General features: G+C 36.7%; 17 protein-coding genes. 1 reads left to right on the forward strand and 16 read right to left on the reverse strand.

Translation table 11 applies throughout. The features are described 5' to 3' along the window. Positions 1-37: 37 nt before the first annotated feature. The 4 genes from QUF91_RS27945 to QUF91_RS27960 form a co-directional block, all read right to left on the reverse strand. Positions 38-1,078: an acyl-CoA dehydrogenase family protein gene (locus QUF91_RS27945; RefSeq protein ID WP_289420003.1), complete on the reverse strand. Its 1,041-nt coding sequence runs from the start codon at positions 1,076-1,078 to the stop codon at positions 38-40. 80 nt (positions 1,079-1,158) lie between these two features. Further along, positions 1,159-2,259, reverse strand: coding sequence for a redox-regulated ATPase YchF (ychF, locus tag QUF91_RS27950; protein ID WP_285397737.1), 1,101 nt, complete (start codon positions 2,257-2,259; stop codon positions 1,159-1,161). Positions 2,260-2,414: 155 nt separating this feature from the next. Continuing rightward, positions 2,415-2,615: a DUF951 domain-containing protein gene (locus QUF91_RS27955; protein WP_285397756.1), complete on the reverse strand. Its 201-nt coding sequence runs from the start codon at positions 2,613-2,615 to the stop codon at positions 2,415-2,417. 1 nt (position 2,616) lies between these two features. Beyond that, on the reverse strand, positions 2,617-3,501 hold the full coding sequence (locus tag QUF91_RS27960) for a mechanosensitive ion channel family protein (protein ID WP_285397738.1): 885 nt from the start codon (positions 3,499-3,501) through the stop codon (positions 2,617-2,619). A gap of 93 nt (positions 3,502-3,594) precedes the next feature. On the opposite strand from QUF91_RS27960, the gene yyaC reads away from it, so the two are divergent. Continuing rightward, positions 3,595-4,227 carry a spore protease YyaC gene (gene yyaC / locus QUF91_RS27965; protein ID WP_285397739.1) on the forward strand — a complete coding sequence of 211 codons (633 nt, stop codon included), beginning with the start codon at positions 3,595-3,597 and terminating at the stop codon, positions 4,225-4,227. Here yyaC and QUF91_RS27970 read toward each other — a convergent pair. The 12 genes from QUF91_RS27970 to QUF91_RS28025 form a co-directional block, all read right to left on the reverse strand. Then, positions 4,144-4,860: a DUF554 domain-containing protein gene (locus QUF91_RS27970; RefSeq protein WP_289420004.1), complete on the reverse strand. Its 717-nt coding sequence runs from the start codon at positions 4,858-4,860 to the stop codon at positions 4,144-4,146. The two genes, yyaC and QUF91_RS27970, sit on opposite strands and share 84 nt — an antisense overlap. Before the next feature lie 78 nt (positions 4,861-4,938). Further along, positions 4,939-5,787, reverse strand: a complete 849-nt coding sequence (locus tag QUF91_RS27975; RefSeq protein ID WP_289420005.1) for a ParB/RepB/Spo0J family partition protein — start codon at positions 5,785-5,787, stop codon at positions 4,939-4,941. Next, a complete protein-coding gene (locus QUF91_RS27980) occupies positions 5,780-6,541 on the reverse strand; it encodes a ParA family protein (protein ID WP_285397742.1) in 762 nt (253 codons plus the stop codon). Before QUF91_RS27980 ends, QUF91_RS27975 begins: the two co-directional genes overlap by 8 nt. Positions 6,542-6,918: 377 nt before the next feature. Next, positions 6,919-7,815, reverse strand: a complete 897-nt coding sequence (gene noc / locus QUF91_RS27985) for a nucleoid occlusion protein (protein WP_289420006.1) — start codon at positions 7,813-7,815, stop codon at positions 6,919-6,921. Between the two features lie 179 nt (positions 7,816-7,994). Beyond that, positions 7,995-8,711 (reverse strand): 16S rRNA (guanine(527)-N(7))-methyltransferase RsmG, encoded by a 717-nt coding sequence (rsmG, locus tag QUF91_RS27990; RefSeq protein WP_285397744.1) that lies wholly within the window; start codon positions 8,709-8,711, stop codon positions 7,995-7,997. 122 nt (positions 8,712-8,833) lie between these two features. Further along, entirely contained in the window at positions 8,834-10,729 is a 1,896-nt protein-coding gene (mnmG, locus tag QUF91_RS27995; RefSeq protein WP_285397745.1) for a tRNA uridine-5-carboxymethylaminomethyl(34) synthesis enzyme MnmG, read from the reverse strand. Positions 10,730-10,757: 28 nt separating this feature from the next. Beyond that, positions 10,758-12,143 (reverse strand): tRNA uridine-5-carboxymethylaminomethyl(34) synthesis GTPase MnmE, encoded by a 1,386-nt coding sequence (gene mnmE, locus QUF91_RS28000; RefSeq protein ID WP_285397746.1) that lies wholly within the window; start codon positions 12,141-12,143, stop codon positions 10,758-10,760. 323 nt (positions 12,144-12,466) lie between these two features. Continuing rightward, positions 12,467-13,276: an RNA-binding cell elongation regulator Jag/EloR gene (gene jag / locus QUF91_RS28005; RefSeq protein ID WP_285397747.1), complete on the reverse strand. Its 810-nt coding sequence runs from the start codon at positions 13,274-13,276 to the stop codon at positions 12,467-12,469. Continuing rightward, positions 13,273-14,043: a membrane protein insertase YidC gene (yidC, locus tag QUF91_RS28010; RefSeq protein WP_285397748.1), complete on the reverse strand. Its 771-nt coding sequence runs from the start codon at positions 14,041-14,043 to the stop codon at positions 13,273-13,275. The genes jag and yidC overlap by 4 nt, the downstream gene beginning before the upstream one ends. A gap of 301 nt (positions 14,044-14,344) precedes the next feature. After that, entirely contained in the window at positions 14,345-14,689 is a 345-nt protein-coding gene (gene rnpA / locus QUF91_RS28015; RefSeq protein ID WP_285397749.1) for a ribonuclease P protein component, read from the reverse strand. Between the two features lie 101 nt (positions 14,690-14,790). Continuing rightward, positions 14,791-14,925 carry a 50S ribosomal protein L34 gene (rpmH, locus tag QUF91_RS28020; protein WP_004233310.1) on the reverse strand — a complete coding sequence of 45 codons (135 nt, stop codon included), beginning with the start codon at positions 14,923-14,925 and terminating at the stop codon, positions 14,791-14,793. 417 nt (positions 14,926-15,342) lie between these two features. Next, on the reverse strand, positions 15,343-15,489 hold the full coding sequence (locus QUF91_RS28025; protein WP_289420007.1) for a hypothetical protein: 147 nt from the start codon (positions 15,487-15,489) through the stop codon (positions 15,343-15,345). Positions 15,490-15,837: the final 348 nt, after the last annotated feature.

Raw genomic sequence — 15,837 nt, forward strand, 5'->3', positions numbered from 1 at the left:
GCTTGGCTCTAAAGCAAATTCTATTTATAACACAAATTTATGGGGTTAAAAAACCATGCTGTGCAGCTGTATATAAATTTCTCCAAATACGATTTATCGAAGATGTTTCCGTAATTGCATCCATACCGAGTCTGCGTATTAAGCTATTGGCACTATCTATACAAGCTGCTGCAATGTCTTTACTCATTCGTGAAAATTGTTGTAGTTCCTCTTCAGTTAAGTCATGACCTTCTTTATGTTTTTGCCAGTATTCATTTAACTTTGAATAAAATTGCTCCTCTAGCTGTCTAACGTTTTTCTTTTGCTGCATCAATAAAAATTGTAATGCCCCCATACGTTCAGCACGACTTGGATCATAGTTTCTTTGCTTCACTAAATTAGACGCCTCTTCTAAAAAGTTTTCTGTTATCCCAAGACAAACACTTAAAAAAGAAGCTTCTGCAAATGCACCAAACGGAAAACTATGTACTGCACTTCCATACTTGTTTTTAATTATGCCCAATTGGAATGTTTCCTCTTCAGGTACCCAAACATCTTGTACACGAATCGTATGGCTAGCTGTCGCTTTTAAGCCCATTGCTCGCCAATCGTTCATTACCTCTACTTGGTCACGATCTACTGAGCAACTAATTATTTCATCTGTTCTAATACCTTCATTCTCGACAAAGCAATTCATCGTAAAAGTTGTAGCATAATCTGCTCCACTACAATACTTCCATTGCCCTGTTACACGATAGCCCCCATCCATTTTTATCGCTGTTCCTGTAGGATAACCACTCCCTGCTATTACTGCATTTCTTGGTGAATAGATTTTTTCACAAACATCTTGGTTTAATGTTGGGATAAATGCGTTACCACCAGTCCCGATCGTAACAAGCCAGCCAAAGTTTCCATCAAGGGCAGACATTTGTTGAAATACTTTCATGCCCTCTAGTAAATCTAAATCTTTCCCTCCTAATTCCTTTGCTGTGAATAGCTTAAACAATTGGTGTTCATAAATAACCTCTAATATATCTTTTGGCAATCTACCTAGCTGCTCAATTTCTAAACCACGATCTTTTATTTGTAATATGTTCATACTAATCCTCCAGATTGAAAATTTAGATAAAAATATATACAAAAAAGGCAATCTATTGAAAGATTGCCCCTGTTCGTTTTTTACACATTGAAACGGAATAACATAACATCGCCGTCTTGTACTACATACTCTTTACCTTCAAGACGTACTTTACCAGCTTCTTTAGCAGCAGGTTGAGAACCAGCTTCTAGTAAATCATCGAAAGCAACTGTTTCTGCACGAATAAATCCACGTTCAAAGTCTGTATGAATGACTCCAGCACATTGTGGTGCCTTCATACCTTTACGGAACGTCCATGCACGTACCTCTTGTACTCCAGCAGTGAAGTAAGTTGCTAGTCCTAGTAAATCATATGAAGTACGGATTAATTGGTCTAAACCAGATTCTTTAATGCCTAGTTCTTCTAAGAACATCGCTTTTTCTTCATCATCAAGCTCAGAAATTTCTTCCTCGATTTTTGCACAAATAGTGATAACTTGAGCGCCTTCAGCAGCTGCATACTCACGTACCTTTTGCACATATTCGTTATTATCAGCGTCAGCAACCTCATCTTCTGAAACGTTCGCTACATAAAGCATAGGTTTAATTGTTAAAAGATGTAGCCCTTTAATAACCTTTAGCTCGTCTTCCGAAAGCTCTGCAGCACGTGCTGGTCGCCCATTTTCTAATTGTTCTTTAACTTTTACAAGGATTGGTTCTTCAATCATTGCTTCTTTATCTTTTTGCTTTGCCATTTTGCCAACACGTTGTAATCGCTTATCAACAGATTCTAAATCAGCAAGTGCAAGCTCTAAATTAATGACCTCAATATCGTCAATCGGATCTACTCCACCTGACACGTGCGTAATATTTTCATCAACAAAACAACGTACAACTTGGCAAATTGCATCTACTTCACGAATATGAGCAAGGAATTTATTCCCTAACCCTTCACCCTTTGAAGCACCCTTTACGATCCCAGCAATATCTGTGAACTCAAATGCTGTTGGTACTGTTTTTTTAGGTGTTACTAATTCTGTTAATTTATCTAAACGTGCATCTGGTACTTCAACAATACCGACGTTCGGATCGATTGTTGCGAATGGATAGTTTGCAGCCAATGCGCCCGCTTTTGTAATTGCGTTAAATAATGTTGATTTTCCAACGTTAGGTAAACCAACGATTCCAGCTGTTAATGCCATAAATGGACACAACCTTTCTATAATCAGTTCAAATTTGCTATTATCTCCCGTACTAACGGATACTGTGAGGACGCAGAAAATCCCCACCGATTAATCACTGTATAACCCTATCTATTATATTGATTCACTCATAAAAAGTCTAATACACATCTAAATTACTCTTCACTAGCGGGAATTAAAACCTTTTTCATTTTTTTCTCAAATTCACGACGTGGAATCATGACACTATGCTGACAGCCTTCACATTTGATACGTACATCAGCCCCCATACGAATAATTTTCCACTCATTTGTGCCACATGGATGCTGCTTTTTCATTTCAACAATATCATTGAGACCAAATTTCTTCGCTTCCATATTATTCACTTCTCCCCTCTTCTTTCCCATTAATACCATACAACATCATTTTCGGATGAGCCATTGGTATATTATTTTCCTCAAAGAGTCTTGTAACATCACGACGAATTGCACGCGCCACCCCGTATTGTTGCTGTGCCAATGTTTCTGCAACTATACGAATAGTTACCTCTGTACCCTTAACACTTTGTACGCCTAAAAAGACTGGTACTGCTACAAGCTCTTGATGAATATCTGGTAGAGTTTCTAAATACTTTTTAATAATGGCTTCTGCCTTTTCAAAGTCTGCATCCGTCATCATTTGTAAATCTATGAAAATTTTAGAGTTATTTATTGAATAATTGACAACCTCACCGATCGCACCATTTGGAATAATAAACTGCTCGCCAGTAGCACCATTAATCTTTGTTGTTCGTAAACCGATTTCTACAACAGTTCCTTCTGCTGCATTTATTTTTATATAATCGCCTACACCGAATTGGTCTTCAAAAATAATAAAGAATCCAGTAATGACATCCTTAACTAAGCTTTGCGCACCAAAACCGACTGCTAAACCGACAATCCCTGCTCCAGCCAATAACCCCGCCACCTTAATATGTAAGATAGAAAGAATAGCTATGATTGCTGAAAAATAAACGACATAGGAGATGACACTTTGTAATAGTCTTGCAATTGTTTTTTGTCGACGTTCTGAGTGGTTTAGCGGTGAACTCATTCGTATTAAAAATACTTTTTTAATAAATTTTTTACCTAATCGTACAACTATCCACGATGCTAACAAAATAAGCGTAATTTTAATTGAAGCATTTAATATATTTTCCCAAAACGTCTCTGACATCAACGTGTCCCAAAATTTCTTAATTACCTTTTCGTTAAAGTAATCCATTAATACCACCTCTTGAATAACTTGCTAAAAATTTGCGTATACTGCATAAAAATCGAGCACTTCTTACAAATAAAAAGGAAAGCGAGTTTTTTTATGAATACTATACCAAATTTAGTACTCCCTTATTCTCTTCATCATGAAAGTAAAAATGCTGTTTGGCAGTTAAGTACATTATTTTTAGAACATATACCCTTTCATCATGAACGCCTTATTTTTTGTTGTATTGGAAGTGACCGTTGTACAGGTGATACACTCGGCCCATTAACAGGCAGCTTTCTAAAAAAGTCTGTTAGCTTTCCATATGAAGTTGTAGGCTCTTTAGATGATCCTTTGCATGCTCTTAATTTAGACACTTCTATGCAACAGCTACACAATCATACTATAAAACCTTTCATTATTGCGATTGATGCATGTCTTGGAAGTGAACAAAATGTTGGACATATTTCTGTACAGAATGGACCAATTTTTCCGGGGAAAGCTGTAAAAAAACAATTACCCCCAATCGGTGACATTTCTGTAAAGGGCATCGTCAATATTGGAGGCTTTATGGAAATGCTTGTTTTACAAAACACAAGACTTCATATTTCGTATGCAATGGCTGAAAAACTTTCAAGAGCTCTATTACTCGCTGTACATCGCTACTCACTGAAAAGTATAGAAGATAGCAACCATAAAGCCGACAACAATGATACCTGGCAGCAAGTTAGCAGCCTTGATCTTAGTTAAGCCTGCTATATTTAAACCAATGGCAAAAATCATCACACCGCCTACAGCAGTCATTTCTGTAATAAACATTTGTAAAGCTGCATCTGGTACAAAAGAGCTAATGGCACCTGCAAATAGTGCAATTAATCCTTGATATATAAATACTGGAACAGCAGACAACAACACACCAATCCCTAAAGTAGATGCTAAAATAATCGATGTAAATCCATCGATTATTCCTTTCGTAATAAGCACATTATGATCATTGCGCAGACCACTATCGAGTGCACCTATTACAGCCATAGAGCCAACTACAAATATTAATGAGGCTGTTACAAAACCCTCTGCAATACTTTGATTATTATTATCAGAACGTTTTTTGCTGAATAAAGATTCTACCCATTGCCCGAGTCTATTCATTTGCTTATCTAAATCTAACCACTCACCAATTACTGTACCAACAACTAAACTTATCACTAAAATAATAAAATTATCACTTTCAAAGCCCATTTTAATCCCTAAAAGTGCAACTGCTAAACCGATGATTGATAATACAGAAGACTTCATCGATTCAGGAATATTTTTAAAAATGCGCCCTACTAATGCACCTGTCATAATGAGTAAAGCGTTAATGAGTGTCCCTAATAATACCACGTTCTACCCTTCTTTCTCTCTAGAAAAATAGAGAGCGCCTTTTAGCTCGGCGCTCTGATTACGTTATTGATATTTCTATTATTCTTCCTGTAAATTTAGTATTTCTAATATACGTTCTAAATCATCTTCAGAGTAAAATTCAATTTCAATCTTCCCTTTATTATTAGCTTTCTTAATTTGGACATTCGTTCCAAAATAATCACGTAATTGTGTTTCCTTAGCTGCAACAAATATATCCTTTTTCTTCGGTTGATTTGTTTCACGTGAAACTTCTTCATTTAAATTTTGTACTAGCATTTCAACTTGACGGACATTTAAACCTTGTTTAATGACCCTATTTGCTACTTCCGATATTCTTCTTTTATTTTTTAATCCTAGTAATGCTCGCCCTTGTCCCATCGATACTGTGCCATCATTCATGAACGCACGAACATCCTCTGGTAATGCTAGTAAACGGACATGGTTAGCAATATGCGGTCTACTCTTCCCTAATCGTTTGGATAGCTCCTCCTGCGTTAGATGTAAGTTTTCCATTAGGCTTTGATATGCCTCAGCTTCTTCGATAACTGTCAAATCTTCGCGCTGTAGATTTTCTAAAATAGCTAGCTCCATCATTTGCGCATCTGATAGCTCTTTTATAATAGCTGGAATAACTTCTAATCCAGCTAATTGAGTCGCTCTATAGCGGCGTTCCCCAGCAACGATTTCATATTTCCGCCCTTTTTTACGGACAGCAATTGGCTGTAAAATACCATGTTCCTGTATCGAGTCTGCTAATTCTTGTAAAGTTTCTTCATCGAAAATTTTACGAGGCTGGAATGGGTTTGCAACGATACACTCTAATTGTATTTCTTCCACGTGCCCACTTTGTTCTAAAGACTCTCCAGGAAATAATGCACCTATGCCTCTTCCTAAACCTTTAGCCATTTTTAATCACTTCCCTCGCCATCTCTAAATAAACTTCTGCACCTCTTGACTTTGCGTCATAAGTGATAATTGGCTGCCCATGACTTGGAGCCTCACTTAATCGCACATTACGAGGAATAATTGTTTTATATACTTTATCTTGGAAATATTTTTTTACTTCATCAATAACTTGTAAGCCTAGGTTTGTTCGCGCATCAAGCATCGTCAATAATACACCATCAATATATAATTGCTGATTTAAATGCTTCTGCACTAAACGGACGGTGGATAACAACTGGCTTAGCCCCTCTAATGCGTAATATTCGCATTGTACAGGAATAATAAGTGCATCTGATGCAGTTAAAGCATTAATTGTTAAAAGCCCTAACGACGGTGGACAATCAATAATAATATAATCATAGTCCTCTTTTACATCTTGAAGTGCATGCTTTAAACGTACTTCTCTTGAAATTGTCGAAACTAATTCAATTTCTGCTCCTGCTAGTGAAATGGTTGCCGGAACAATTGCTAAGTTTTCGACATTTGTTTCTTTAATGACATTTTCAACGTTTTCATCATCAATTAGCACATCATAAATACAGCCTTGAAGGTCTCCTTTATTAACACCAAGTCCACTTGTTGTATTTCCTTGTGGATCAGTATCGATTAAGAGCACTTTCTTCCCTAAATATGCTAGACAAGCGCTCAAATTGACCGATGTCGTTGTTTTCCCTACGCCACCCTTTTGATTGGCGATTGCTATAATTCTACCCATTTAAAAGCACCTGCTTTCATCTATCAAAGTTCGCTTTGACAAATCATTTGTAAAATCACTGTTCAATACCGCTATCTTACTTTCATTCTATCAAAAAAACAGAAGATAGTTGTATAAAATATTAAGAATATATGCAAAAAAGGAGACATCTCAGAAAAATTACTGAGATGCCTCCTTCGTACAGAGATATAAAAGCGGCTCATCATCATAACGTAGGGTTGATTTTCGTTCCGGCTGGGCGCTTTTCTAGGGGCGTCACCTAGCCTTCATTCCAATCAACTTATATACATGGTATACGTTATACAAATGACATCCTCAACTTTGAAGATGTCATAAAAGTTAATTCTTTATTTTTCTAATAAAACTTCAATCACGACTTAAGATTTTTTCTTTTTAGGTATTTTCACTGTAATTTGATAATATTCCTCTGTATCTTCCTCTTCAGTCTTCACTGTTATACCACTCTTCGTTACCATAGATAATGATTGTTTAATAGTATTCAAAGCAATACGCACATCTTTACTAATCGCCTTACGTTTAGGCTTTGCTTTCTTCGGTGTTTCTTCTTGTTCTGCCGCTACAGGATGTAATAAAGTATGAATTTGCTCTTCTAACTGACGAACATTCCAATCATTTTCTATCGTTAGTTGTAAAATTTCTAGCTGTAATGGCTGATCTTTTATCGCAATTAATGCACGTGCATGTCGTTCAGAGATTTCACGCTTCAAAATGGCTTGCCGCACTTCTTCAGGCAGCTTTAATAAGCGTAATTTATTGGCTACCGTGGATTGTCCTTTTCCGAGTCGTTGGGCTAGAGCTTCTTGTGTCAGCTCATGAAGCTCCAATAATTTTTGATAGGCCACAGCTTCTTCAATTGCAGTTAACTCTTCACGCTGTAGGTTCTCGATTAACGCGATAGAAGCTGTTTCCTTATCAGTTAAATTTCTTATAATGGCCGGAACTTCTGTCCATTGTAGCTTTTTCATTGCTCGATAACGACGCTCACCAGCAATGATTTCATATTGATTTTCTGCTGTTTTACGTACAACAATTGGCTGAATCACACCATGTGTATGAATGGTTCTTGATAATTCTTCAATTTTTTCATCATCAAAAATAGTACGTGGCTGAAAACGGTTAGGTACAATTTGATCAATAGGTAGCTTTATAACTTCTTCTGCTGTATGAACCGCCTCTGCTTGTTCTACTTCATTTTTCACAATAGGCTCAGTTTTATTTCCGCCTCCAAAAAAACGTGAAAAAGGACTTTTCATCCAAGTGGCACCACCTTTAAGTAACTATCTTGCTCTGTGTCATTCTATTATTATTTATTATATTTCTTAAAATGTATATAGTTCATAGATGTCATTTGCGTGAACCATCCATAACTAGTATGTATGCTCAAAATAGAAAAAATATTTTCTACTTTGAGAAGTTTCACATGAAACACTAATTATTGAATCGGTGATTTATTTGGTACACCTGGTTTACGCGGATATTTTTTTGGTGTTCCTTTTATTTTATCAAAGATATATAAAATACGGTCACTTTCTTCAACAGGTAGCTGGAAAGAAAATTCTTCTTTTAGCGTAACCCCGAATGTAGTCAATGCCTTTTTTGCTTCTTTTAATTCTTCTGCACCTGCTGCTGCTTTTAAAGCAACAAAATAGCCACCTTGTTTTGCTAATGGTACACATAATTCCGATAAGACCGTTAAACGGGCTACTGCACGGGCTGTTACAACGTCAAACTGCTCACGATATTTCACATTTTGAGCAAATTCCTCTGCACGAGCATGAACAAAATGCATATTCTCTAATTGCAACTCATCACTTAAATGATTTAAAAATGTAATTCTTTTATTTAAAGAATCGACAATTGTTACGTGTAAATGCGGGAAACAGATTTTAACCGGAATACTTGGGAAACCAGCTCCTGCTCCAACATCACAAACTGTCGTCACTTTTGAAAAATCAAAATAGAAAGAGGCACTAATCGAATCATAAAAGTGTTTTAAATAAACACCTTGTAAATCGGTAATAGCAGTTAAGTTCATCTTTTCATTCCACTCAACAAGTAGCTCAAAGTATTTTTTGAATTGAGCCATCTGCTTTTCTGAAAGTTCGATGCCCTTCTCCTTTAGTGCCTCAAAAAATTGTTGTTCGTTCATGTAAAGTCTCCTTTATCTATATGGCTTCACTATCTATTATTGATTTGTAAAAATAGCATAGCCTAAAAATAGGAAGCGGGCACAATGGTATGCCCGCCTCATATTCACTTTACTGCTCTTAATTATTCACCGCTAACACGTGCGATTTTACCTTGCTCAATATAAACAAGTAATATTGAAATATCTGCTGGATTTACACCAGAGATTCGCGATGCTTGGGCAATGGAAAGTGGTATAACTTGTTTTAATTTTTGTCGAGCTTCTGTTGCTAGACCTGAAATAGCGTCATAATCAATATTTTCAGGGATTTTTTTATTTTCCATTTTATGAAGCTTTTCAACTTGTTGCAATGCTTTTTCAATATAACCTTCATATTTAAGCTGAATTTCAATTTGTTCCTTCACTTCATCCGAAAGCTCTACGTCTGCTGGAATTAACGAAGAAATTAAATCATAATGCATTTCTGTACGTTTTAATAAATCCGCGCCACGAATACCATCTTTTAGCTCACTTCCACCTACAGAGCGAATAGCAGCTTGTGTTGCTTCATTTGGTTTAATAATTACTTCACGAAGACGTGCAATTTCGTTATCAATCAGCTCTTTTTTCTCATTGAATTTTGCATATCTTTCCTCAGCAATCATCCCAATATTATAACCTAGCTCTACTAAACGTAAATCAGCGTTATCATGACGAAGTAGTAAACGATATTCTGCACGAGATGTTAGTAAGCGATACGGTTCATTTGTTCCTTTTGTTACTAGATCATCAATTAAAACGCCAATATAAGCATCTGAACGATTTAAGATTAATTCTTCTTTACCAAGCACGTTAGCAGCAGCATTCATCCCAGCCATTAAGCCTTGAGCAGCCGCTTCCTCGTAACCTGATGTTCCGTTGATTTGACCAGCAGTATACAATCCTTTGATACGTTTTGTTTCTAACGTTGGCCATAATTGTGTTGGCACAATTGCATCGTACTCAATAGCATAACCAGCACGCATCATTTCCGCCTTTTCTAAACCTGGAATTGATTTTAGTAAACGTGTTTGTACATGTTCTGGCAAGCTAGTTGATAAACCTTGTACATATACTTCACGTGTATTACGACCTTCTGGCTCTAAGAAAATTTGGTGACGTGGCTTATCATTAAATCGCACAACTTTATCTTCAATAGATGGACAATAACGAGGACCTGTCCCTTTAATCATCCCTGAATACATCGGTGAAAGATGTAGGTTTGCCTCGATAATTTCATGTGTTTCTGGACTTGTATAAGTTAACCAGCAAGGAAGCTGATCCATAATGAATTCAGTTGTTTCAAAGCTGAAAGCACGTGGAACATCATCTCCTGGTTGAATCTCTGTTTTATCATAATCAATTGTACGATTATTCACTCGTGGTGGTGTACCTGTTTTAAAACGCACAAGATCAAAGCCGAGCTCTTTTAAGTTATCTGCTAAACGGATTGATGGTTGTTGGTTATTTGGACCACTTGAATATTTAATGTCTCCAATAATGATTTCACCACGAAGGAATGTACCTGTTGTGATCACAACTGTTTTAGCACGATAAATAGCACCAATTTGTGTAATTACACCTTTTACTTCCCCGTCTTCGATAATTAACTCTTCCACCATTCCTTGGTGCATTGTTAAGTTTTCAGTTTCCTCCAACACACGTTTCACTTCTTGTTGGTATAAAACTTTGTCTGCTTGTGCACGTAATGCACGTACAGCAGGACCTTTTCCTGTATTCAACATACGCATCTGAATATGCGTTTTATCAATAACTTTCCCCATGACGCCACCTAGTGCGTCAATTTCTCGTACTACAATTCCTTTGGCAGGACCACCAATGGATGGATTGCATGGCATAAATGCAATCATATCTAAATTGATTGTTAACATCAGTGTGTTAGCACCCATTTTGGCAGCAGCGTGTGCAGCTTCAGATCCTGCATGACCTGCGCCAATTACGATAACATCAAACGTGCCTGCCTCATATTTTGTTGGCATAGCTCGTATCTCCCTTTCTTTAGTAAAATTATTTCCCTAAGCAGAACTGTGAAAATAACTGATTGATTAGGCTTTCTTGTACTGTATCACCAATAATTTCACCAAGTATTTCCCATGTTCTTGTTACATCTATTTGCACCATATCAACAGGTACACCGGCTTGGGCTGCAGTTAATGCATCCTCCACCGTTGCTTGTGCTTGATGCAGTAATGCAATATGTCTTGCATTTGAAACATATGTTAAATCGCCCGCTTCAATTTGCCCTTCAAAGAATAACGCAGCAATCGCTTCCTCTAGCTCTGTGATGCCCTCTTCTTGTAAAAGAGATGTTGTCACAACGCGACGGTTACCCGCTAGCTCCTTGACGCGTGCTACATCAATTTTTTGCGGTAGATCTGTTTTATTGACAATAACGATGTAATCCATCGCTTCAATCGTTTCGAATAGACGCTCATCCTCAGCAGTCAATTCTTCTGCGTAGTTTAATACAAATAATATTAAATCTGCGCCGCGTAACGCCTCACGTGAACGTTCAACACCAATTCGTTCAACGATATCCTCTGTCTCTCGAATACCAGCTGTATCAACTAAACGAAGTGGAACACCACGCACATTGACGTACTCTTCTATAATATCACGAGTTGTACCTGCAATATCTGTCACAATGGCCTTATTCTCTTGTACTAAACTATTTAAAAGAGAGGATTTCCCGACATTTGGGCGGCCTAAAATAACTGTTGATAGACCTTCTCGTAATATTTTTCCTTGAGAAGATGTTTGCAGAAGTTTACTAATTTCATTTCGTACCCACGTACATTTTTCCACTAATACTGGTACTGTCATCTCTTCTACATCATCATACTCCGGATAATCTATATTAACCTCTACTTGCGCTAATGTCTCTAGTAATGCTTGGCGTAAGTCACCAATTAGGCGCGATAATTTGCCATCCATTTGTCCCAACGCTACATTCATCGCTCTATCAGTTTTCGCTCTAATTAAATCCATGACCGCTTCCGCCTGTGATAAATCGATACGTCCATTTAAAAATGCACGTTTCGTAAATTCACCTGGCTCTGCGAGTCTTGCTCCATTAGTTAATACTAGCTTTAATACACGGTTCACCGAAACTAGTCCCCCGTGACAGTTTATTTCTACTACATCCTCACGGGTAAATGTTTTAGGTCCGCGCATTAATGACAGCATTACTTCCTCTACAACCTCATTTGTTTTTGGATCGACCAAATGTCCATAATGAATTGTATGCGTAGCCTTCGTTGTTAAACTTTTTCCACCAGGCGATCTGAATATTTTATCTGCAATTGCGACTGCTTCGTCCCCACTTAAGCGAACAATGGCAATAGCTCCCTCACCCATTGGTGTGGATATCGCAGCAATTGTATCGAACTCCATTTAATGACCTCCTTAACATTATCCACATGTGGATAAACAAAACCGACCAATACTTACTAACACCTTAGACTAACATATTTTCTGCAAAATCTAAAGTAAGTATCATTTCCAATTGTGGATAATCAGAAAGCTTTACATTATAGCCACGTATTCGACAAAAATTGCGAACGTTAGATACTATAATTTTTTAGCCTAGACGAAAACTACGCATTCAGTTATCCACAATTAAAAATATATAGTTAGTTGTTGTAACAGATAAAAAAAGCCATTTTATCATGACGATAAAATGACCTTTATTATGTCTGTATGTTATTTTACGAAGTTTAATCGTTATTTACAGGTTCAATTACTAAATAACGATTAGGCTCCGTTCCTTCTGAGTATGTTTCAATATCAAAGCGATTTGCCAATTGATTATGAATAATTTTTCTTTCGTATGACTGCATTGGTTCAAATGTCACTCGCTGATTTAAGCGAAGTGCTTTATCCGCCATACGATCTGCCAGTAACTCCAATGCTACTTGACGACGTTCACGATAGTTTTCTACGTCTAATTTCACCATTAAGAACTGCTTGGCACTTTTATTTAACACAAGTTGTGTTAATTGCTGCAAGGAATTTAATGTTTGACCACGTTTCCCTATAAGCAGTGCAGCTTTCTCGCTTTTCAGTTGAAATATAACATATTTCCCTTCACGTGTCGTTTCAATTTCAAGATCATGAATATCCAATTGTTCAGCAATATTTACTAAATAAGCCTTTGCATCTTCAATCGGGTTTACTGAGGCTTCTTCTTCCTCTTTTTGATCCTCTACGACTTGTTGAACAGCTTCGATTTCACTTGGTTGTTCAGAAACTTGTAAACTTATTGTTTCAACATCATCTTTTACTGCTGGTTCGTCAAATTGAGCCATATTTTGCTGTTCAGCTTTTTCTACCTCAATTGTTGGTCGAACCTGTACTTCCTTTACTGTTACACGAACTTCTGCAGATCGTGCCCCAAAACCTAAAAATCCTTTTTTACCTTCTTGTAAAACTTCAACATCTACTTGTTCACGGGTTTTGCCAAGTTTCTGTAACGCCAATGAGATCGCTTCTTGTGTTGTTGCGCCTATTTGCGTAAGTTGTTTCACTTTTTAGCCCCTCCATTTTGAGCAGGTTGTGTTTTATTTTTTTCCCAAGGTTTATAAATATACAGGTTTTGCATAATCGAGATAATGTTTCCGATTACCCAGTATAGTGATAATGCTGCTGGTAATGCTATACCAAAACTAATAATCATAATTGGCATAATGTACATCATTATCTTCATTTGAGGGTTATCCATCGCTGGGCCCGTACGTAAAACTAAAAATTGCATAATACCAGCAGTAATTGCTAATGCCGGTGCAGGCTCTGCTAATGGGAAGATAAGGAAATTACCTAAATCAAAAGCAGGTGTAGCATTCATACGACTAATCGCATGATAGAAACCAATTAAAATTGGCATTTGAATGATTACAGGTAAACATCCAGCAAGTGGGTTAACACCCGACTCACTCATAAGCTTCATCATTTCTTGCTGATATTGTTGCTGTGTCTGTGCATCCTTAGAAGCATACTTCTTTTGCAATTCCTTCAATTTCGGCTGAACTTCTTGCATTTTTTTAGAGTTCTTTGTTTGTTTAATCATCAATGGAAGAATTGCTAAACGAATGATAATCGTTACAACAATGATCCCCCATGCATATGAACCAAGCAATTCAGCAAAGTATTTTATCACTGATACTAAAGGCCAAACAATGAATTCATTCCAGAAGCCTGTGCTTTCTTTGGAGATCGGTTCATTGAATTCTGTACAGCCAGATAGTAGTAATGCTACTGATGCTAGCGACAAAATTACCCAAAGTTGTTTCTTCAACCTTTTTCCCCCTACAAATACTATTCACTTTTTCTAAAACTATATGCGTTCTTCTTCTTTATTCATTTACAGATTCTTTGCTACTGAATAAAGTTATCAGTTATTTTATCATGCATATAACGTTTCACTCTACTAAATATTCTAACAATGTGCATATATTTGCTAAGTACTGTTACTTTTTTTCATATATTGCTGTGAAACCTTACTCATAAATACCCCTATGTGTATTTATTATAGCTTCACTTTTGCGCAGAAATATATGAAATCAATGTGCTATTTACCACTTAGTTTGCCTTTCATATTACGTTTTCTTTAATACTTTTGCGATTCGTAGAACATGCTGCAAACTTTGTTTCACTTCATGAAAATCCATAGTGGCCGCCGGTTGTCTGGCGATAATAACATAGTCCATATTCGGTTTTAGCTCATCCTTTAATTCTTGAATGCTCTGTCGAATATAGCGTTTGATCTGGTTGCGTGTTACCGCATTCCCAAGCTTTTTACTAACTGATAAACCTACACGAAATTCCGTTTGTCCCTCTTTTTCTAAAAAATAAACGACAAACTGACGATTAGCGAAAGATTTCCCCTTTTTAAACACCTTTTGAAAATCATCGTTTTTTTTCACTCGTTGGCGTTTTTTCATTACTTTCACCTGCTACTAAATAATTATCTTTTGATCCTCATTTCTAGGTTTACCAAAAATAAAGAAAAAAAAGACCACTGATGTGTCTCAGTGGACTTATTTTATGCTGATAATACTTTTCTTCCTTTACGACGACGAGCAGCAAGAACTTTACGGCCGTTTTTCGTGCTCATACGTGCGCGGAAACCGTGAACTTTACTGTGCTTACGTTTTTTTGGTTGGTAAGTACGTTTCATTTATATAGACACCTCCTGAATGAAAGTTGAGTTTTTCAACATACAGACCTGAACATTATATAAAGTAACTAGTTATTTTGTCAACGAATTTCATAAATTTCTTTAAATGAGTCTAGGTATATATTTTAAGCTCCCCACTAAAATATGCACTTGACTCCAGGAGGATACTGCTAGAGCGCGACCTGAGCCTCCTATGGTGTCTTAGATCTACGCTCCTCCCTCAGCAAGCTTTGCTCTACGATGAAAGCAAAGTAACAGGAACACTCTCCTTCCTCCGCTCCACGCAGTTTCAGATAAACCTATTTTTTAATCAAGAACAGAATTTTAGTACTGATCCTCATTTACTTATTTAAATTACTTCAGCAGATTTTTAGACACCCACTCATAAATAACTTAAACCTGCCTTTATCTCACCACCTATAAATCTGTAACTGCCGTTTCACTTACGTTACATAAAACATCTGTACCTGTCGCTACGATTTCGGTACAAAAAATATTTGCAGTTAAATTATCCACAGAGTACTTGTTTTTTTTACACAGAGTTGTGTATAGTATTTTTTGCATTATTTTTTATCCACAACATTTATCTACAGCTTTTTCACATAAGCAGATGCTGTGGACAACTCTAAAGTGAATAAATCAAAGCTATGTGGATAAGTTTCACAAACTATTGAAATAGCTTTGTTTTTCTGATACGATAACTGTGCTTCACTTTGTTGAAAACTGAAATTAACTTTTATTTTATCCACAACTGTTGATATGCTGTGGATAATTTTTATCACAGCCTTTGGTTAACTTTTATCCACAGCTTGTGAGTTTGTGGACGAATTGTAAAATGAACGTATTTACCATTACTATAAATGCGCTTTTTTATTGCTGTAATTGTATTGAACTGTAAAGGAGATTAGCAGC

Source organism: Lysinibacillus sp. G4S2 (genome assembly GCF_030348505.1).
In the GTDB taxonomy this organism is placed as follows: domain Bacteria; phylum Bacillota; class Bacilli; order Bacillales_A; family Planococcaceae; genus Lysinibacillus.